19 protein-coding genes are annotated in these 19454 nt (G+C 52.9%); 17 read left to right on the top strand and 2 right to left on the bottom strand.

Annotated features, from left to right (window positions below; all coding sequences use genetic code 11):
* Positions 1–68: 68 nt before the first annotated feature.
* On the bottom strand, positions 69–722 hold the full coding sequence (locus tag P1U47_RS02205; RefSeq protein ID WP_301026906.1) for a urate hydroxylase PuuD: 654 nt from the start codon (positions 720–722) through the stop codon (positions 69–71).
* Positions 723–955: 233 nt separating this feature from the next.
* Here P1U47_RS02205 and P1U47_RS02210 point away from each other — a divergent pair, with 233 nt between their 5' ends.
* The 13 genes from P1U47_RS02210 (at position 956) to ispH (ending at position 16182) form a co-directional block, all read left to right on the top strand.
* Complete coding sequence (locus tag P1U47_RS02210; RefSeq protein ID WP_301026907.1) at positions 956–1747, top strand: hypothetical protein; 792 nt, start codon at positions 956–958, stop codon at positions 1745–1747.
* Between the two features lie 119 nt (positions 1748–1866).
* On the top strand, positions 1867–3381 hold the full coding sequence (locus P1U47_RS02215) for a fumarate hydratase (protein ID WP_301026908.1): 1515 nt from the start codon (positions 1867–1869) through the stop codon (positions 3379–3381).
* A gap of 98 nt (positions 3382–3479) precedes the next feature.
* Positions 3480–4919: an exodeoxyribonuclease I gene (sbcB, locus tag P1U47_RS02220; RefSeq protein ID WP_301026909.1), complete on the top strand. Its 1440-nt coding sequence runs from the start codon at positions 3480–3482 to the stop codon at positions 4917–4919.
* A complete protein-coding gene (locus tag P1U47_RS02225; RefSeq protein WP_301026910.1) occupies positions 4916–5197 on the top strand; it encodes a GIY-YIG nuclease family protein in 282 nt (93 codons plus the stop codon). The genes sbcB and P1U47_RS02225 overlap by 4 nt, the downstream gene beginning before the upstream one ends.
* A 38-nt stretch (positions 5198–5235) precedes the next feature.
* Entirely contained in the window at positions 5236–7041 is a 1806-nt protein-coding gene (locus P1U47_RS02230; protein WP_301026911.1) for an ABC transporter transmembrane domain-containing protein, read from the top strand.
* A gap of 18 nt (positions 7042–7059) precedes the next feature.
* Positions 7060–8076 carry an aspartate carbamoyltransferase gene (locus P1U47_RS02235; RefSeq protein WP_301026912.1) on the top strand — a complete coding sequence of 339 codons (1017 nt, stop codon included), beginning with the start codon at positions 7060–7062 and terminating at the stop codon, positions 8074–8076.
* Between the two features lie 18 nt (positions 8077–8094).
* Positions 8095–8709 (top strand): NUDIX domain-containing protein, encoded by a 615-nt coding sequence (locus tag P1U47_RS02240; protein WP_301026913.1) that lies wholly within the window; start codon positions 8095–8097, stop codon positions 8707–8709.
* Entirely contained in the window at positions 8706–10301 is a 1596-nt protein-coding gene (murJ, locus tag P1U47_RS02245) for a murein biosynthesis integral membrane protein MurJ (RefSeq protein WP_301026914.1), read from the top strand. Before P1U47_RS02240 ends, murJ begins: the two co-directional genes overlap by 4 nt.
* A 120-nt stretch (positions 10302–10421) precedes the next feature.
* The gene (gene ribF, locus P1U47_RS02250; protein ID WP_301026915.1) at positions 10422–11351 is read left to right on the top strand and encodes a bifunctional riboflavin kinase/FAD synthetase; all 930 of its coding nucleotides are present in this window, start codon (positions 10422–10424) and stop codon (positions 11349–11351) included.
* Positions 11352–11377: 26 nt separating this feature from the next.
* Complete coding sequence (gene ileS, locus P1U47_RS02255; RefSeq protein ID WP_301026916.1) at positions 11378–14200, top strand: isoleucine--tRNA ligase; 2823 nt, start codon at positions 11378–11380, stop codon at positions 14198–14200.
* Positions 14193–14714: a signal peptidase II gene (lspA, locus tag P1U47_RS02260; RefSeq protein ID WP_301027297.1), complete on the top strand. Its 522-nt coding sequence runs from the start codon at positions 14193–14195 to the stop codon at positions 14712–14714. The genes ileS and lspA overlap by 8 nt, the downstream gene beginning before the upstream one ends.
* Before the next feature lie 21 nt (positions 14715–14735).
* Complete coding sequence (fkpB, locus tag P1U47_RS02265; RefSeq protein WP_301026918.1) at positions 14736–15188, top strand: FKBP-type peptidyl-prolyl cis-trans isomerase; 453 nt, start codon at positions 14736–14738, stop codon at positions 15186–15188.
* A 46-nt stretch (positions 15189–15234) separates the two neighbouring features.
* Entirely contained in the window at positions 15235–16182 is a 948-nt protein-coding gene (gene ispH, locus P1U47_RS02270; RefSeq protein WP_301026919.1) for a 4-hydroxy-3-methylbut-2-enyl diphosphate reductase, read from the top strand.
* Positions 16183–16214: 32 nt separating this feature from the next.
* Here ispH and P1U47_RS02275 read toward each other — a convergent pair whose 3' ends face one another.
* Entirely contained in the window at positions 16215–16721 is a 507-nt protein-coding gene (locus P1U47_RS02275) for a GspH/FimT family pseudopilin (protein WP_301026920.1), read from the bottom strand.
* A gap of 169 nt (positions 16722–16890) precedes the next feature.
* Between P1U47_RS02275 and P1U47_RS02280 the strand changes: the two genes are divergently transcribed.
* From P1U47_RS02280 to P1U47_RS02295, 4 genes are read left to right on the top strand one after another with little or no spacing between them, the layout of a single operon-like run.
* A complete protein-coding gene (locus P1U47_RS02280; RefSeq protein WP_301026921.1) occupies positions 16891–17403 on the top strand; it encodes a GspH/FimT family pseudopilin in 513 nt (170 codons plus the stop codon).
* A complete protein-coding gene (pilV, locus tag P1U47_RS02285) occupies positions 17400–17840 on the top strand; it encodes a type IV pilus modification protein PilV (protein ID WP_301026923.1) in 441 nt (146 codons plus the stop codon). Before P1U47_RS02280 ends, pilV begins: the two co-directional genes overlap by 4 nt.
* A gap of 2 nt (positions 17841–17842) precedes the next feature.
* A complete protein-coding gene (locus P1U47_RS02290; RefSeq protein WP_301026924.1) occupies positions 17843–18880 on the top strand; it encodes a PilW family protein in 1038 nt (345 codons plus the stop codon).
* On the top strand, positions 18877–19425 hold the full coding sequence (locus P1U47_RS02295) for a PilX N-terminal domain-containing pilus assembly protein (protein WP_301026925.1): 549 nt from the start codon (positions 18877–18879) through the stop codon (positions 19423–19425). Before P1U47_RS02290 ends, P1U47_RS02295 begins: the two co-directional genes overlap by 4 nt.
* The last annotated feature ends 29 nt before the right edge of the window (positions 19426–19454 follow it).

Here is a 19454-nt window from a genome sequence, read left to right on the forward strand (position 1 = left end):
GTGGCAGTAAGTTTAGTAATAAAAAAGGGGAGCCATATGGCTCCCCTTTTTTGTGGTGCAGCGTTTACTTACACAAACTGCATTAGTGCAACCATGGCCACCGCTAGCGCGATGCTGCAATGCACAACGCCTTTTACGGTTGTCATTGGGCCGGTTTTGCCGAACAGGGCATTGAGCTGGATTAATGCGATTAAACCGATGCAAATCCACAGGCCCAAGCTGATATCGATGCCGGTCTTGCTTACCGCGACTGCACCAGCAGCGCCAGTGCCGTGAAAAGAGCCGAGCATGCCGATAAGCATGGGCGCAGAGAACAAGGTATTGGTGCGTGAGGCTAGGCCAGCTTTAGGTGCTGCCTTAGAGGCGTCGCCTGGTTTAATGCCGCACACAATTTTCTGGTTTGGCCAAATAATCAGCCATACGTTAAGGAACATCAGGGTGCCCATTAGCGCGCCAATAATAATGTAGCCATTCAGGCCGCGGGTCATGGTGAAATGCAGCAAACCGAGGCCGGTGAGGAAGGTAAACATTGCACCCCAACGAAACCACCACAGCGCACGAGGCGCGAGTTTTTTAACGGCATCGGCTTTGGCGGCAGGTTCGGCTTCTTTAAAATACTCGGTTTGTATAAAATTAAAGTAGTAGAGTAAGCCAATCCAAGTGACACCGAATAAGACGTGCAGCCAGCGTAATAGCAGATCTGGTGAGATAAATGCTTCCATTAAAGAACCCTCGTTTGGCATTTGTTGTGAACTATTTTTGGGATGGTCGCAGCTTTGTTGCCACTGTAGCAATCAGAAGCTGCGCTGAGTGAGTGTAAAACCGCTAAAGTATAACAAAGCCGCTGAACTTGGGTAGCAATTGCTGCTCAAATGGCGAGTGTGGTGCTTTATGCTCCGCCGCGTCAGTGTCATAATGATTTTTTTCTGCCCCTAATTAGAGTGAGTTATTACGCGTGAGTACGGAAAGACAGGAACCTAAAATTTCACTCTCTATTGACGAGGACGATATCGTCCGTCCCGCGGCGCCCAAAAAGCCCCAGCCTGCGGCACCGGCTCCCACGCCCGCAGGAAATGGCGGCAGTGGTGGCTTCGTAATGTTTATGCTAACGGTTTTAATCTTGGCATTGGCGGCAGCCTCTTATTACCTCTACGACCAATTGACGACTACCCAGCAGCAGCTGCTGCTTGGCCAAGGTCGTATTGATTTACTTGAGCAGCGCTTGTCGGTTGCCGATGAAAGTATTACTGAAAGCAGTGTCAGCACTCAGGTTAAGCTCAAGGAGTTAGACGTTGAAGTGCGCAAGCTGTGGGACAATGTTTGGAAGAAACAAAAAGAAGAGCTCGCCCAGCACGATGTGAGCTTGGCAAAGCAAAAAGCAGATTTAGACAAAGCGGAGAAGCGTATCGCCGCGCTGGAAACCAAATTGCGGACCAGCGATGAGCAAGTTGCCAAAATTGTGAAGTCGTATAATTCTGAGCGTGAATCACTGACCTCAATGGCCGGTAAGTTGGATCGCGTTATTGCTCAGGCAGAAGTAAATCGCAAGCAATTATTGGACATGGGTAAGCAAGTGGCCTCTGGTGGCGCCTTGGATGCACGGGTTAAAGACTTGGAGCGCAGGGTTACTCAAAATGACGAGTGGCTGGATTCGATTAATGCCTTCCGCAAGCAGGTAAATCGCGATATTGAGTCGATGCGCCAGACTATGTCCCAATACCACTCGGGCAGCCCAGCGCCTCGGTGAGGGTTTTTTGCTAGGCAGCTAAGTATTAGATGGCCGTGGTGTATACACCACGGCCATCTAGCTAGTGTATACTCTGCCGCCATTCTGGCCGCTGTCGCCATCATTTCAGGAGTCCTCCGATGACCGTAATCCGTCAAGACGATCTCATTCAGAGTGTGGCCGACGCGCTACAATATATCTCTTACTACCACCCCGTTGATTTTATCCGCGCTATGGATGAAGCTTATCAGCGTGAAGAAAATCCCGCTGCCAAAGACGCCATGGCGCAGATTCTGATCAACTCGCGGATGTGTGCCGAGGGCAAACGGCCGATTTGCCAAGACACCGGTATTGTTACCGTCTTCTTAACGGTGGGCATGAACGTGCAGTGGGAAGGCACCATGGGCGTGAGCGACATGGTTAATGAAGGTGTGCGCCGCGCTTATAATCTGCCAGACAACGTTTTACGCGCCTCTATCCTTGATGATCCCGACGGTGCTCGCAGCAATACCAAAGACAATACCCCCGCGGTTATTCACTACCAAATCGTGCCTGGCGACACCGTAGAAGTACACGTTGCGGCCAAGGGCGGCGGTTCCGAAGCCAAATCAAAATTTGCCATGCTCAACCCTTCAGACTCAGTGGTAGATTGGGTATTGAAGATGGTGCCTACCATGGGCGCGGGCTGGTGCCCGCCGGGCATGCTGGGTATCGGTATTGGCGGCACTGCTGAAAAAGCGATGATTATCGCCAAAGAAGCGCTGCTCGACCCGATTGATATTCACGATCTGCAGAAGCGCGGCGCCAGCAATCGCGCTGAAGAACTTCGTTTAGAGCTGTTTGATAAAGTAAATAAGCTTGGTATTGGCGCTCAGGGCTTGGGTGGTTTAACCACGGTTCTGGATGTGAAGGTAAAAGACTTCCCAACTCACGCCGCCAATAAAGCCGTGGCCATGATTCCTAACTGCGCGGCGACTCGCCACGCCCACTTCACACTTGATGGCAGCGGCCCAGCTGCGCTCACCCCACCATCATTGGATGAATGGCCAGAAGTAACCCGCGAAGCAGGCGATGCCAAGCGTGTTAATTTAGACACCGTTACCCAAGAAGAAATGGCCACTTGGAAGCCAGGCGACACCATTCTACTCAGCGGAAAAATGCTGACGGGTCGCGATGCTGCCCACAAGAAAATGGTCGATATGCTGGCCAAGGGCGAAGAGCTTCCCGTAGACCTGAAAGGTCGCTTTATCTATTACGTTGGCCCCGTTGACCCAGTGCGCGACGAAGTCGTTGGCCCCGCAGGCCCAACCACCGCTACCCGTATGGATAAATTCACCCGCACCATGCTCGCCGAAACCGGCTTGATGGGCATGATCGGTAAATCCGAGCGCGGCGATGTTGCGATCGATGCCATTAAAGAATTCGGTGCGACCTACCTAATGGCAGTTGGCGGCGCGGCGTATTTAGTTGCCCAGGCGATTAAAAAGTCCGAAGTAGTCGGCTTCCCCGAATTAGGGATGGAAGCGATCTACGAATTCACCATCGAAGACATGCCCGTTACCGTAGCGGTGGATGTTCGCGGCGAATCGGTACATAAAATCGGACCGCAGGTTTGGAAGGCTAAAATCGAAGCGCAGGCGATAGAAGTAATCTGACGTCGGGGGTCGGACGTCTGACGCAGAGCGAGAGATACGTCCGACGCCAGACATCCGACGTCCGACGAGTAAGCGCTTTTCGCGTATAGGAGCACACCTTGGCAAAACAAACTTTCTATTGGCACGATTACGAAACTTGGGGCGCTAATCCCGCTCGTGATCGGCCGGTGCAGTTTGCCGGGGTGCGCACCGACGCAGATTTGAATATTATCGACGAACCCCTAATGGTGTTCAGTCGGCCCAGCCCAGATTACCTTCCCCATCCAGAGGCCTGTTTAATTACCGGCATCACGCCCCAGCAGGCGCTGCATGATGGTGTGTCTGAGGCAGAATTTATCGCCATTGTTCACGCCGAGCTGGCGCAGCCAGGCACCTGTGGTGTTGGCTATAACAGTATTCGCTTCGACGACGAAGTCACTCGCTACACCTTATACCGCAATTTTTTTGATCCCTATGCGCGGGAGTGGCAAAACGGCAATTCGCGCTGGGACCTGATTGATGTGGCGCGCTTGTGCAGAGCGCTGCGCCCAGACGGCATCGAGTGGCCGGTGCGTGAAGACGGCACCCCGAGTTTTCGGCTTGAAGAATTGTCGGCGGCCAATGGCCTAAGCCATGAATCCGCGCACGACGCCTTGTCAGATGTGTACGCCACCATCGATCTTGCTAAATTGCTCAAACAGCGCCAGCCAAAATTATTTGATTACGCCCTGAGCTTGCGCGATAAACGCACGGTCGCGGCGATGCTAGACACCGTTACCCAGGTGCCGGTGTTGCATGTGTCGGGTCGCTTGCCAGCGGCTAAGTTTTGCTCGGCGCTAATGATGCCCTTGGCTCTGCACCCCGATAACAAAAACAGCGTAATCGTCTACGATCTGAGTGTTGATCCCCAGCCGCTAATTGATTTGTCGGTAGAAGAAATTTCGGCGCGGGTATTCAGTGCCACCGCCGATTTGCCCGAGGGCGCAGAGCGTATCCCCCTCAAAGAGATTCATATCAATCGCGCCCCCATTGTCGCGACCGCGAAATTGCTGGACGACACCGTGTGCGAGCGCTTACAGCTCGACATGGCTCAGTGTCGTCGCAATTGGCAGCGTATTCGTAAAAGCGGTGATCTCAAGGCCAAGCTACAAAAGCTGTTTGGTGGTCGCAAGTTTGCCGACAGTAATGACCCCGATGTGATGCTCTACGGCGGCGGATTTTTCAGTGGCGAAGATCGCCACTTGATGGATTCGGTGCGCAGCAGTGATCCTGAGTCTTTGGCGGGGCAGTCGTTTCCCTTTCGAGATCAGCGCTTGCCGGAACTGCTGTGGCGTTATCGCGCGCGGAATTACCCCATGACCTTGACTGGCGCCGAGCGTCAGCAGTGGCTGGAGTTTTGTCGCCGGCGCCTGCGTCAACCAGAAGACGGCCAACTGGGGTTTGTTGAGTTTCGTCGTCGCCTCGGCGAACTGGCTTTAGAGCGCACTTCCTCGGCCGATAGCATGATTCTCGCTGAGCTGAGTGACTACGCCGACGCGCTGGAACACGAAGGTTTGTGAGTTCCTCCCCGTGGTGGGTGTATATGGTGCGCAGTCGCAGCGGTAAGCTGTATACCGGCATTAGCACCGATCCCGAGCGTCGCTTTCGTGAACATTGCGGCGAGGGTGGCCGCGGCGCGCGGTTCTTTCGCGGTGATCCCGCCGAGGCGATTGTCTACCGCGAGGCCGCTGAAAATCGCTCGGTGGCATCCCAGCGCGAGGCGGCAATCAAAAAAATGAAGCGCTGCGCTAAAAACAGCCTGATTAATGAAGCAAACGCCGCTTTCCCGTTAGCTTGATACAAGCGATAATGCCCGCCGATAAACAGGGGAAGGTGATGGCAGTTAGCGGTCCGGAACGAGAAAAAAGCACAAACGTCGGCGTATTAAAGGCCATGATGCAGTTTTTGCGGCCCTATTACTGGCAAATGATTGGCGCCAGTATCGCTCTTGTGTGTACCGCCGCGATTACCTTGTCTATCGGTCAGGGTTTGCGGATGTTAGTCGATCAGGGCTTCTCAAGTAATGCCACCGAAGCGGCGCTGAACGATGCGCTACTGCTGTTCATGGCGATGATTTTGCTGCTTGCCGCAGGTACATTTACTCGCTTTTATTTGGTGTCGTGGATTGGTGAGCGGGTTAGCGCCGATTTACGTAAAGCTGTTTTTGCCCATGTGGTACACCTGCATCCCGGTTACTTTGAAACCAATCTCAGTGGCGAAATTCAGTCTCGCATCACCACCGACACCACCTTGCTGCAAACCGTTATCGGTTCATCGGTATCCATCGCGCTGCGCCATTTGCTGATGTTTATTGGCGGAGTGATTTGGTTGTTTGTGACCAATCCTAAGTTAACGGCCCTCGTTATGCTCAGCGTGCCCTTGGTGGTGGTGCCCATTATTGTGTTTGGTCGCCGCGTGCGCAGCTTGTCGCGCACCAGCCAAGATAAAATCGCTGGGGTAGGCACCTTTGTTGGTGAGTCGGTTAAAAATATTAAGATGGTGCAGGCGTTTAACCACCAAGAGCTTGATCGCAAGGCCTTTGATGGCCATGTTGAATCGGCGTTTCAGGTAGCTATTGGTCGCATTAAGCAGCGCTCATGGTTGACCACTTTTGTTATTACCTTGGTGCTGGGGGCGGTCACCGGCATGTTGTGGGTTGGCGGCCTCGACGTATTGGCGGGTAAAATTACTGGCGGTGAATTAGCGGCCTTTATTTTTTATGCGGTGATGGTCGCGGCATCGGTGGGTGCGATATCCGAGGTCTATGGTGATTTGCAGCGTGCCGCCGGCGCTACTGAGCGACTGCTAGAATTGCTCGCTGCCGAAAACCTCGTGCCCTCATCAAATACCCCTGTGCCATTGCCAGCCGAGCCCAAAGGGCATTTGGAATTTGAGCAAGTTTGTTTTAGTTACCCGTCGCGCCCAGAGCAGCAGGCGATAGCCGATCTTTCTTTAGATATTAAGCCTGGTAGCAGTGTTGCCTTGGTGGGCAGCTCGGGTGCGGGTAAATCGACCTTGGTTGATTTGGTGCTGCGCTTTTACGATGTACAGGGCGGCGCGATTCGCTTTGACGGCATCGATATTCGGGATTTGAGTTTAGATGATTTGCGTTCGCAAATTGCGATTGTGCCCCAGCAGCCGGTTTTGTTTACCGGTACCGTTGCCGATAATATTCGCTACGGTAAACCCGATGCAACGCTGGCCGAAATTGAAGAAGCAGCGCGCAAGGCCTACGCCCATGAATTTATTGAGCGTCTGAGCGAGGGTTACGACAGCTTTGTGGGCGAGGGTGGAATTCGCTTGTCTGGCGGCCAGCGCCAGCGGGTGGCGATTGCCCGCGCTATCTTGGCAGATCCAACTTTATTGCTACTCGACGAAGCGACTAGCGCGCTGGATGCGGAAAGCGAGTACCAAGTGCAGCAAGCCCTAGCGCTGTTAATGAAAGGCCGCACTACCATTGTGATTGCCCACCGCCTTGCCACCGTGGTGGACGTGGATATTATTGCCGTGCTCGACCACGGTAAATTGGTGGATACCGGTAATCACGCCGAACTTTTACAAAGCTCGCCGCTCTACGCTAGGTGGGCGAGTTTACAGTTTGACGAAGGCAGCAGCAGTGCCGATGAATTGGCGACAGTGTAATTAACGCGGAGAGACCCTTTGAAATTTTCAGGTAGCCATATCCTCTCTATTAGTCAGTTTGACCGCTCCGATATTGAACGGGTGTTTGAAGTGGCCGATCGCATGGCGCCCTATGCGCACCGCCAGCGAGTGACCAAGGTGCTGGACGGCGCGATCCTTGGCAATATGTTTTTTGAACCCTCTACCCGAACGCGGGTGAGCTTTGGTTGCGCCTTTAATTTACTGGGCGGCGAAGTGCGGGAAACCACCGGCTTTGAAACCTCGGCGATTGCCAAGGGCGAGTCGCTTTACGACACCGCGCGGGTATTGAGTGGTTACAGCGATGTGATTGTGATGCGCCACCCTGTATCTGGTTCGGTGGCGGAATTTGCCGCCGCGAGTCGGGTGCCGGTAATGAACGGCGGCGACGGCGCCAACGAACACCCCAGTCAGGCTTTGTTAGACCTGTACACTATTCGCAAAGAATTGCAGCATCAGGGCCGAACTGATCTCGACGGCCTGCGAATCGCCATGATCGGCGATTTAAAATACGGTCGCACCGTGCATTCGCTGTGTAAATTGCTGTGCCTGTATCGCAATGTGACGGTGGTCTTAATTGCCCCGACCGAATTGCAAATGCCGCCGGCGATTGTTGAGCAGCTGCGCAGCGCCGGTCACACCGTGCTGGAGTCGGACGTGATGGAAGGCAGTATCTCCAAGGTCGATATTGCTTACTCTACGCGGATTCAGGAAGAGCGCTTTGCCGATCGCGCCGAGGCCGATCTGTATCGGGGCCGCTACCGCCTTAATCAGGCGATTTACACCCGCAACTGCGAACCCAATACCGTTATTATGCATCCGTTGCCTCGGGATTCTCGCTCCGAGGCCAATGAGCTCGACAACGACCTCAATGATAATCCGAATTTGGCGATTTTCCGGCAGGCAGATAATGGGGTATTGGTGCGTATGGCGCTGTTTGCCCTGATTTTAGATGTGGTAGAGCAAGTCGACAAAAACGCCAGAGACGTAAACTGGTATACCGAGCGTCGTTTTTAAGGGTGATGCAAATAGGCAATGGCTGATTTCAAACGCAGTGATATAGAAATAGATGAAGACCGCGCCGCTTGGCGCGGTTTTTTTCAAGTGCGGGCCTACCGCTTGCGTCACCGCTTGTATAAAGGCGGCTGGGGCCGCTGGCTGAGTCGCGAATTATTTATGCGCGGCCCCGCGGTGGGCTTGCTGCCTTACGATCCAGTCACCGACTGTATTTTGCAGGTCGAGCAATTTCGGGTTGGCGCCATGAGCCGAGCGGCCAGTCCTTGGCTGTTGGAATTAGTGGCGGGGATTATTGATAAGCCCGATGAAAATCCCGAAGACGTCGCCCGTCGCGAAGCTTTAGAAGAAGCCGGTTTAGACATTACCGACATGGAATCTATTGCCGAATACTATTCATCGCCCGGTGGCAGTGACGAGTATTTTTACTTGTTCTGCGGCCGTGCAGATTTAAGCACCGCCGGTGGCTTTTATGGTTTGGCTGAGGAGGGCGAGGATATTCACGCCAAAGTGATTCCCTTTGCCGAGGCCATGGCCATGTTAGATGCTGGTCAGATCGACAATGCCCACAGCTTAATTGCCCTGCAGTGGCTGCGTTTAAATCGCGAAGCGCTGCGCCAGCGGTGGTTGGCATGAGTGATGCCGCTGCAGTAAAAGGCCCCGCTAAGCAGCGCGGTTTGCTGCGCTCAAGCTTGCTGGTTAGCGTGATGACCTTGTTGTCGCGGGTCTTGGGTTTGATTCGCGATGTGGTGATCGCCAACTTTCTCGGTGCCAGCAGCAATGCCGACTGTTTCTTTGTCGCCTTTAAAATCCCCAATTTTTTACGACGCCTGTTTGCCGAGGGCGCATTTTCTCAAGCCTTTGTGCCGGTCTTGTCGGAGTATCGAGAGAATGGCAGCACGGCGTCGATCAAGTTATTAATCGATCGCGTTGCTGGCGCCTTAGGCGGTGTTTTACTGATTGTTACCTCGGTGTGCGTGGTGGCTTCACCCCTAGTGGCAACATTGTTTGCACCGGGCTTTAGGGATGACCCAGCCAAGTTCCAGCTCACCTCAGATATGATTCGCATCACCTTTCCCTATTTATTTTTGATCTCCATGACTGGCTTTGCTGGCGGCATACTCAATACCTTTGGCCGCTACGCCGTACCCGCGTTTACCCCAGTATTACTCAATGTCTGCATGATTGTTGCTGCCGTTTATATGTCTCAGTATTTTGCCGAACCGGCAATGGCGCTGGCTTGGGGCGTGTTGATGGCGGGCGCAGTACAGATGGTATTCCAGTTGCCATTTTTGCAGCGTATTCAAATGCTGCCACGGCCGCGCTGGGCATGGCAGGACGAGGGCGTACAAAAAATCATCACCCTGATGATTCCCGCCTTGTTCGGGGTGTCTATTAGTCAAATCAATTTACTGCTCGACACCATACTGGCCTCGTTTTTACCCACTGGCAGTATCTCGTGGCTGTACTACTCAGACCGTTTGGTTGAGCTGCCGCTAGGGGTGTTTGCCATTGCCATCGCGACGGTGGTCTTGCCTAATTTGTCGCGCCTGCGAGCCGGCGGCAATGAGCTGGCCTTTGGCGCAACCTTGGATTGGGGGCTGCGCAGTGTGCTACTGATGGCCGTGCCAGCCACCGCCGCGCTGATGTTATTGGCCGAGCCTATTTTGACTACCCTGTTTCAATACGGCGAAATGAAGCTTAGCGACGTGACCATGTCGGCCTTGAGTTTGCGGGCATACACCTTGGGCTTAATCCCCTTTATGTTAATCAAAGTTTTGGCGCCGGGCTTTTATGCGCGGCAAGACACCAAAACTCCCGTGCGAATAGGCATTATCGCCATGGTCGCCAATATGGTGATGAATATTGCGTTGGTAATACCCCTGCACCACTACTGGCAAATTGGCCATGCCGGCTTAGCCTTGGCAACGGCGGCGTCCGCTTGGCTTAACGCGGGTTTGTTATATCGCGGTCTCGGCAAAAAAGCGGGATTTAAAACCCTGCCTGGTTGGGGGCGCTACTGCCTGCAGTTGGGCTTAGCCGTGGCGGCCATGAGCGCTTGCCTCTGGTATGGCCTGCAGTGGTTTGATGGCTGGCAGCAGTGGGGCGCAATGCAGCGCGCGCTGCATTTGGGCGGCTTATGTGTGGCGGGCAGTGGCGCTTATATTGCGGTAATGGTCGTTTGCGGTTTGCGTCTTAAAGACCTGCGCGGCTCTGTGCCCCATTAAATAGGGCTACATTAATCAAATCATGAAAGGAAGGTGGCGCGATTAGCGTAACACCAGCGTTTAGTCCAGCCCCTTCCTAGGCTATAATCACCCGCTTTGTAAAATACAACGATGGTAGGCATGGAGTTAATTCGCGGAATTAGACATTTTCGCCCCGAGCATCGCGGCTGCGTAGCCACGATTGGCGCTTTTGACGGTGTCCATTTAGGGCATCAGGCGGTGTTGCGCCAGTTAATTGCCAAGGGTGTGGAAATGGGCCTGCCGTCGACCGTGGTTTTGTTTGAGCCTCTGCCACGGGAGTTCTTTTCGCCAAATGATGCGCCCGCGCGTTTAATGAGTTTTCGCGAGAAGTTTGATGCCCTGCGGGATCTCGGAATAGACCGTGTATTGCGCATTCGCTTCACTCCTGAGTTTCGGGATATGACGGCCAACGAATTCATTCATACCTTGTTCGTTGCTGGCTTGGGCGTGAAATACATTGTAGTGGGCGACGATTTGCGCTTTGGCCGCAATCGCAGTGGTGATTTTGAGCTGCTGCGCAAATTCGGCAAGGTTGACGGCTTTGAGGTGGTAGATACCTCTACCCTAAAAATTACCGATGAGCGGGTGAGCAGTACCCGTATTCGCGAAGTGCTGGCCGAGGCAGATTTTGCCCTAGCCGAGCGTTTGCTTGGTCGGCCTTATAGTATTTTTGGCCGCGTAATTGTTGGCCAGCAATTGGGTCGCACTATTGGCACCCCAACGGCAAATGTGGAGTTGCATCGCCTGCGGGCCCCGCTTTCTGGCGTGTTCGCAGTAGAGGTGTATGGCGCAGCAGATGGTATGTGTCTCGGTGTCGCCAATGTTGGCGTGCGACCAACCATTGGTGATTTATCAAAAGCCATTTTGGAAGTTCACTTGTTGAACTTTAATCAGAATATATACGGCCGCAAAATTCGCGTGGTATTTCGCAAAAAATTGCGAGATGAAGCGAAGTTTGACGGACTAGATGCCCTGCAGGCACAAATTGCCGTTGATATTGACCAGGCGCGGTCCTTTTTTAATTTATAAACCTTTGGAATGTGTAAGAAGCCACTATGAGTGAATACAAGCACACCTTGAACCTGCCCGAGACCAGTTTTGCCATGAAGGCAAATTTGGCCCAACGTGAACCCGGTATGCTAAAGCGCTGGCAGGACGAGGACGTTTATCAGCAAATTCGCGACGCCCGCGTGGGGCGGCAAAAGTTTGTACTTCACGATGGCCCGCCGTATGCCAATGGCGATATTCATATTGGTCACGCGGTAAATAAAATTCTCAAAGACATGATTGTTAAGTCGAAAACCCTCAGCGGTTTTGACGCGCCCTACGTGCCCGGTTGGGATTGCCACGGCCTGCCGATTGAACTTAATGTTGAAAAGAAAGTAGGCAAGGCTGGCCATAAGGTTGACGCTGCTACATTTAGAGAAAAATGCCGCGAATACGCCTATAAGCAGGTGAATGGTCAGCGTGAAGACTTTAAACGCCTAGGCGTGTTTGGCGACTGGGATAATCCCTATCTGACCATGGATTTTGGCTTCGAGGCCAATATCATTCGCGCCCTTGGCAAAATTGTCGACAACGGCCATTTGCACAAAGGCTTTAAGCCCGTGCACTGGTGCATGGACTGTGGCTCGGCCTTGGCCGAAGCCGAAGTGGAATACAAAGACAAAACCTCGCCAGCGATTGACGTGGCCTTTGCCGCTGTTGATCGCGCAGCCATGCTCGCGGCGGGCGGCCTGCCAGCCGATACCGAGGGCGAGCTGAATTTAGTCATTTGGACCACCACGCCGTGGACTATTCCCGCCAATATGGCGGTGAGCCTGCACCCCGAGCTGGATTATGTGTGGGTGTCATACACTCGCAGCAGCGGCGAGACGATTGTAATCTTGCTCGCCGATGCCCTGCACGAATCGACCATGGCGCGCTATGGCGTTGACGACTTTGCAGTAATCGGGCGCTGCAAGGGCGCCGCGCTAGAAAATCTGCTGCTGCAACACCCGCTGTACAGCCGCCAGGTGCCGGTGATTCTCGGCGAACATGTGACAACCGATGCCGGTACCGGCGCCGTTCACACCGCGCCTGCGCACGGCCAAGACGATTTTGTGGTGGGCAAAGCCTACGGCCTAGAAGTATATAACCCCGTTGCCGCTAACGGCACCTTTTTGCCGGACACCGAACTCTTTGCTGGTCAGCATGTGTTTAAGGCCAACGAAAGTGTGATTGCCGCGCTAAGCGAACGCGGTCGTCTGTTGCTGCATAAGCCTTTGGAACACAGCTACCCGCATTGCTGGCGCCATAAAAGCCCGATTATTTTCCGCGCCACACCGCAGTGGTTTGTCAGCATGAGCCAAAACGGGCTGCTGGACACCGCCATGGCGGAAGTAGATAAAGTCAGCTGGATGCCCAGCTGGGGCCGCGCGCGTATCGAATCGATGATGCAAGAGCGTCCCGACTGGTGTGTGTCGCGGCAGCGCACCTGGGGCGCGCCAATTGCTCTGTTAGTCCACAAAGACACCGCCGAACTGCACCCCAATACGCCGGCGCTGATCGAAGAAATTGCTAAGCGGGTTGAGAAAACCGGCATTCAAGGCTGGTTCGACCTTGAGGTCAGCGAGCTATTGGGCGACGACGCCAGCGACTACGTTAAAGTGAGCGACACCCTCGATGTGTGGTTCGACTCCGGCGTTACCCACTATGCGGTATTGGCTCAGCGCGATGATTTGCAGTTTCCTGCCGATCTTTATTTGGAGGGCTCGGATCAGCATCGCGGTTGGTTCCAGTCGTCTATGCTCACCTCGGTGGCCACCAATGGCTGCGCGCCCTATAAAGGCGTGTTAACCCACGGTTTTGCGGTTGACGCCCAGGGCCGCAAAATGTCTAAATCGGTCGGCAATGTGGTTGCGCCGCAAAAAGTGATGAACACCTTGGGCGCCGATATATTGCGCCTGTGGGTGGCGGCAACCGATTACCGCAATGAGATGACCGTCTCCGACGAAATCTTTAAACGCACCGCCGATTCTTACCGCCGTATTCGCAACACTGCGCGGTTCTTATTGGCCAATATGGCCGGTTTTGAGCCCCAAGAACACGCGGTTGAACTTGGCGAAATGCTGGCCATGGATCGCTGGATACTGCACCGCGCCGCCGAGCTGCAAGACGAGATCGTCGCGGCTTATGAGGCGTATCAATTCCATTTGATCTACCAGAAATTGCACAACTTTTGTGTGTTGGAGTTGGGCGGCTTTTATCTGGATATCATCAAAGATCGCCAGTACACCACCAAGGCCAATAGTTTGCCACGGCGCTCTGCGCAAACCGCGATGTACCACATCGCGGAAGCGCTGACCCGCTGGATTGCACCGATCTTAAGTTTTACTGCCGACGAGTTATGGGAGCATCTACCTGGCGAGCATAGCGGCACCGTGTTTGCGGCGGAGTGGTATCAAGGCTTGAGCCGTATGGACGCTGGTGCAGAAATGGACGGCGATTTCTGGGAAACCGTGCAGACCGTTAAATCAGCGGTCAACAAAGTGCTAGAAGGCGCCAAAAAAGAAGGTTTGGTGGGCGGCAGCTTGGCGACCGAAGTTACCTTGTTCTGCGACGAAGCCTTGCTAAACAACTTAATGAAGCTGGGCGACGAGCTGCGCTTTGTATTGATTAGCTCTGCGGCACGTTTAGCGCCGCTGTCCACCGCCAATGAGGCGGTGGCTACCGATGTAGAAGGTTTGCAGGTGCGGGTTGCTGCCAGTGACGGTGAAAAGTGCAGCCGCTGCTGGCATCATCGCGAAGAAGTTGGGCAGTCTTTGGAGCACCCCGAGTTGTGCTTCCGCTGTATTGATAATGTCGACGGCAACGGCGAAGTGCGGTTTTATGCTTGAGTCTGGGGTGAGCTTTGAACAGGCGGCCCAGCGGCGCAGCCGTGTGTTATGGCTGTTGGTAGTGGTGGCGGTTATCGCCGCAGATCAAATCAGTAAATACTTTGCCAACACCATGCTGGGCTATGCCCAGCCTCACGCCGTGCTGCCGGTTTTGGATATTACCCTGCACTATAATCGCGGCGCGGCGTTTAGCTTTTTGAGCGACGCCGGCGGCTGGCAGCGCTGGTTTTTTACCGCCATTGCGCTGGCCGTAAGTATTTATATTGGCATCTGGCTGCAGCGTCTTAAGCGCGAACAGTGGTTGTTGTCCTTGGCATTGGCTTTAGTGCTGGGCGGCGCCTTGGGTAATTTGTGGGACCGCTTGTGGTTGGGCCATGTAATCGACTTTATCTCGGTACACTGGGGCCAGCATTATTTTCCCACTTTTAATATTGCCGATGCAGGCATTAGCGTGGGCGCGGTGCTACTTCTGCTCGATATGTTTTTAAATCCCGAAACTGAAAAATCGTCCTGAGGGATGAGTGGATTCTACTGAATGACTGATATGCAAATTGCTCCCGGCACTGAAATAACCCTGCACTTCGCCCTCGCTATTATTGATGGCGACGAAGTGGATTCGACCTTTGGCCGCAAGCCCGCCACCTTTAACTACGGTGATGGCAGCTTGCTGCCTGGTGTAGAGGCTAAATTACTTGGCCTGCGTGCCGGTGCCAGCGAAACCTTTACCCTTGGGCCAGAAGATGCCTTTGGGCAGCGCAACCCAGCGAATATTCAGCGTTTTCCGCGCAGCCAGTTTGCCGCCGACATGGTGCTGGAAGAAGGCGTGGTAATTTCCTTCGCCGATGCCGCTAGAGCGGAGTTGCCTGGCGTTGTGAGTGAGGTGAGCGATGAATCGGTTATGGTCGATTTTAACCACCCTTTGGCGGGTCGTAGCCTCGCCTTTCGAGTTGAAATTCTAAGTGTAAGCGCGCAGGCTGAAGCGAGTTAAACGCAATTGATAAGCAGGTGATGTAGTGGCGGGCACAGAGAAAAACATGCCGATTATGATGGCTAATCCGCGGGGCTTTTGCGCTGGGGTTGATCGCGCCATTGAAATTGTGAATCGGGCCTTAGACGTGTTCGGCGCGCCCATCTATGTTCGCCACGAGGTTGTTCATAATAAGTTTGTGGTCGAAAACCTTCGCCAGCGCGGCGCGGTATTCGTTGATGAACTCGTTGAAGTGCCAGACGACAAAATCGTGATCTTCAGTGCCCACGGCGTCTCTCAAGCGGTGCGCAAAGAAGCTGAAACCCGCGGCTTAAAAGTATTTGATGCCACTTGCCCCTTAGTGACCAAGGTCCATATGGAAGTGGTTCACTTTAGTGGCGACGGCCGCGAGTGTGTGCTAATTGGCCACAAGGGGCATCCCGAAGTAGAGGGCACCATGGGCCAGTACAGCGGCGCACAGGGTGGCGAAATCTATTTGGTTGAAGACGTAGAACAGGCCCTAGCGCTAGAAGTGCAAAATCCCGATCGCCTGTCTTTCGTCACCCAGACCACCTTGTCGATGGACGATACCGCAGCGGTGATCGACGCACTGCGCAGTAAATTCCCTAAAATTGAAGGCCCGCGCAAAGACGATATTTGCTACGCCACCCAAAACCGGCAAGACGCGGTGAAAACCTTGGCGCAGCAGGTGGATTTGGTGCTAGTGGTGGGCTCGCCCAACAGCTCTAATTCTAATCGACTTCGCGAGCTTGCCGAGCGCATTGGTTGCAAGGCCTATTTGATCGACAGCGAGAGCGATATTCGCACTGAGTGGCTAGCGGGTAATCCACGTATCGGCATTACTGCTGGGGCGTCTGCGCCAGAGGTATTGGTGCATGCGGTAGTGCAGCGGCTGTGCGAACTGGGCGCGCAGGCCCCAGTAGAGCTTTCTGGCCGGCCTGAAAATATTACGTTCTCGCTGCCTAAGGAATTGCGTTTAATCGAGGTTTCTTGAGTTTTAAGCGGCATAGTTTCGGTTTGGCGGGGTCATGGGCAGCTGGCGCTATTGGTTTTTTCGAGGCGAAGCCGGCCGCCGATGCTTATAACGATTTTGTATTGCTCGGTTATGCCGGTTTTGCACAGCCTTATAGTACCCACCTGAAAAGCACCGCTGGCGCGCTCTGCGCGACCATTCGGTAGGTAAGATACGTAGTTTGCCACCTTTGAGTTGCCGCTAATGTGAACGCTGGGGTGGTCTGCTGGCCGCGATAAGATAATTTCACTACTTTCCCGCTGGCCATTGCCATTGCTGTCTATAAAGAGCTCTACCCCTCGGTTCCATTCGCCATCTTGATTCCAAACGCTGATTCGATTTTGCTGGGTAATGGCAGTCGCGCGGGCCGTGGTGAGTATTCGAAACACATCATTGGCGGCGCCGCGTAGTTGTTGTTGCTGAATAAGGGCGCTGAACGCGGGGATGGCAACGAGGCCTAAAATCGCACTAATGGCGAGGCCCGCCAAAAGTTCTATTAGAGTGACCCCTCGGTTATCCATTATGGAATCCTTTCCATAGTAGCCTACACTAGTGGTATTGGCGCTAATGCGTATTAGGTTCTATATTCAGAGAGATATTGGCGCCTTTGCGCGATTTCCACAATTGGGATCGCATTGTTATTAATTTACGTATTGCAACGTTAAAGTCAAGGGTGACAAGGGTTTAAACATGTTGTGTCACAAAAAGTCAGTTTCTGGGTATACGCTAATTGAACTGATGGTGACAGTTTCGATAGTGGCGATACTGGCAACGGTAGCAATCCCTAATTTCAGCGCCTTTATCAGTAAATCGCGGGAGCGGGCCGATGTGCAGTCGATGTTAAAAGCACTTGTGGCTGCTCGTTCCGAAGCGGTGGTTAGGGCGCGTCCGGTAACTTTAACCGCCAATACAGGTGGCTGGGCGAAAGGTTGGCGCAGCTGGGTCGATCTTAATGACAACGGCAGTTACGATGCCGGCGAGGCATTTAAAGAAACGCCAAGTATTAAAACCAGCGCAGTAATCAGTGCCAAAATAGGCACTACCGCAGTAACGAGTGTGACCTTTGACAATCAGGGCTTTATTCAGGATTCAAAAGCAGTGGTATTAAGCTACCGTAGTTCACCGGAAAAATGCAGCCACGATCGCGATATTAATATCACCGCGAGCGGTCAGGTAACAATTTCCGATAGGGTTTGTCCATGAAGCGTCATTGCCAGCGAGGTACCTCGCTGATTGAAGTGTTGGTTGCGGTACTTATCACCGCAACAGGCGTTTTGGGCGCCGCGGCACTGCAATTAAATTCGGTAAAGTTTAATCAGATGGCGAATGTACGCTCGGCAGCGGTATTTTTGTCTAATGACATCACCGATCGCATGAGGGCAAATAGAGTGTTGGCGTTGGCGGGCAGCTACGAAATAGCCATAGAAGACGAGGCGCCGGAGGGCGACACCATTGTCGATATCGATTTGCAAGAGTGGCTGGCCGAGCTGGCCCTGCGTTTACCAGAGGGGGATGGTTCGATTAGCCGCGACGACAATGTTATTACCGTAACGGTGCAATGGGATGAAGGGCGTTTGAGTAAATCGCGATTAGCTGGCGATAGTAATATCCAGAGCTTTGTATTTGTGACGGAGTTCTGACCATGAACCGAGTACCGAAAAAACAACGGGGTTTTGGCCTCGTTGAATTGATGATTGCAGTAACCCTAGGGATTTTGCTGAGCACCGCTGTTGTGCAAGTGTTTCTCGCCACCAGTAGCAGCTCTAGAATGTTAGATTCAATGGCGCAAATTCAAGAGAATGCTCGGTTTGCTATGCGCTTTTTGTCCCGTGAAATTCGTATGGCGGGCTATATTGGTTGCAGCTCAATTAGTGCCGCAGACTTTAATAATATTGCGAAACCAGTGACTACGACCTTTACACCAGACACTGCACTGGTTGGGGTCGATAATGTGGGTAGTAGTGACGCTCTTTCCGCAGTCATAGGTACTGATCGCATTACAATTAAGCGCGCTACAGATCAGTTTATTACGATTACTGGAAATTTGTCGCCAGACAATGCCAATATCAAAATTGAAGATAATTCTATTGGTTTTGTTAAAAATGATTTTGTAATAATCACCGATTGTTTAAACGGCGATATGTTTCGAATAACCAATAATCCGAAGAATAAGGGCGAGGGGCAAACAACCTTGACCCATGCAAATGGTAGCAATACTGATAATCGCCTGAGTAAAATTTATACCGGTGAAGCAGAAGTGTTTGGCTTTGAGGAAATTGAATTTTTTATCGGGGATACCGGGCGTAAAAGTTCTGCAGGCAACCCAATTAATGCGCTGTATTTTCAAAAACTCACATTAGGCTCAGGTGGTGTGGTATCGCCGCGCACTGAGTTGGTAGAAGGAATTGAAAATATGCAGCTGAGCTATGGCGTTGACACCAATGACGACCGCGCTGTTGAAGTTTACCAAACCGCCGCTGAGGTCGCTGATTGGGCGAAAGTTCTGAGTGTACGTATAGAGCTGATTATGTATGGCTCAGAAGACAATGTAGTGGGTAAAACCGGAAGCGTTAACGCCCAGTTACTGAATGACGCCTCTGGCGATTTGGTCGCGAATAATGATGGTCGCTTGCGGAAAGTTTTCACCAATGTATTTACCATCAGGAATAGATTGCAATGAATTCATTCGCGCACAGAACAAGCCGGAACCGCGATTCGCAGCGGGGAGCGGTCTTGATTGTGAGTTTGGTGTTCATGTTGATTTTGACGATTATTAGTATTGCTTCAATGCAAACTGCCACCTTGCAAGAACGCATGGCCGGCAATATGAAAGAAAATACTATCGCCTTTCAGTCGGCTGAAGCCGCGCTGCGCACAGCAGAGGCCGTGTTGCGCAGCGGTATATTGCCGGGCTTTGACGGCACGGGTGGGTTTTATCAATCTTGTCCTGATCCTGCAGATACTCGGGACGCCTGTAAATATCCGGCGTGGGCCGATTACGACTCTGCAGGCTGGTTGAGCCTGAGCGACAAAATACCCGATGTGGCTAAGCAGCCAGAATATATTATTCAGCAGCTGAACCGTGCTGGTAATAAAAATGAAGTGCTAGACTCCGACCGTCCAGTTTCGCGGGATGGATTTTACCGCGTTATCGCCCGCGGTTTTGGTTACAGTGATCGAAGTATGGTGGTGCTTGCCACTACTTTTAAGCGACAAGAATTGTAAACGGGCTATCGGCCCTTACAAAATGAAGG

Source organism: Zhongshania sp. (assembly GCF_029212375.1).
GTDB lineage: Bacteria > Pseudomonadota > Gammaproteobacteria > Pseudomonadales > Spongiibacteraceae > Spongiibacter.

Coding starts and splice junctions, on each gene's coding strand:
- P1U47_RS02205 (WP_301026906.1), bottom strand. CDS start 722: ATGGAAGCATTTATCTCACCAGATCTGCTATTACGCTGGCTGCACGTC.
- P1U47_RS02215 (WP_301026908.1), top strand. CDS start 1,867: ATGACCGTAATCCGTCAAGACGATCTCATTCAGAGTGTGGCCGACGCG.
- P1U47_RS02230 (WP_301026911.1), top strand. CDS start 5,236: ATGGCAGTTAGCGGTCCGGAACGAGAAAAAAGCACAAACGTCGGCGTA.
- P1U47_RS02240 (WP_301026913.1), top strand. CDS start 8,095: ATGGCTGATTTCAAACGCAGTGATATAGAAATAGATGAAGACCGCGCC.
- murJ (WP_301026914.1), top strand. CDS start 8,706: ATGAGTGATGCCGCTGCAGTAAAAGGCCCCGCTAAGCAGCGCGGTTTG.
- ribF (WP_301026915.1), top strand. CDS start 10,422: ATGGAGTTAATTCGCGGAATTAGACATTTTCGCCCCGAGCATCGCGGC.
- ileS (WP_301026916.1), top strand. CDS start 11,378: ATGAGTGAATACAAGCACACCTTGAACCTGCCCGAGACCAGTTTTGCC.
- lspA (WP_301027297.1), top strand. CDS start 14,193: ATGCTTGAGTCTGGGGTGAGCTTTGAACAGGCGGCCCAGCGGCGCAGC.
- fkpB (WP_301026918.1), top strand. CDS start 14,736: ATGACTGATATGCAAATTGCTCCCGGCACTGAAATAACCCTGCACTTC.
- ispH (WP_301026919.1), top strand. CDS start 15,235: ATGCCGATTATGATGGCTAATCCGCGGGGCTTTTGCGCTGGGGTTGAT.
- P1U47_RS02275 (WP_301026920.1), bottom strand. CDS start 16,721: ATGGATAACCGAGGGGTCACTCTAATAGAACTTTTGGCGGGCCTCGCC.
- P1U47_RS02280 (WP_301026921.1), top strand. CDS start 16,891: ATGTTGTGTCACAAAAAGTCAGTTTCTGGGTATACGCTAATTGAACTG.
- pilV (WP_301026923.1), top strand. CDS start 17,400: ATGAAGCGTCATTGCCAGCGAGGTACCTCGCTGATTGAAGTGTTGGTT.
- P1U47_RS02290 (WP_301026924.1), top strand. CDS start 17,843: ATGAACCGAGTACCGAAAAAACAACGGGGTTTTGGCCTCGTTGAATTG.
- P1U47_RS02295 (WP_301026925.1), top strand. CDS start 18,877: ATGAATTCATTCGCGCACAGAACAAGCCGGAACCGCGATTCGCAGCGG.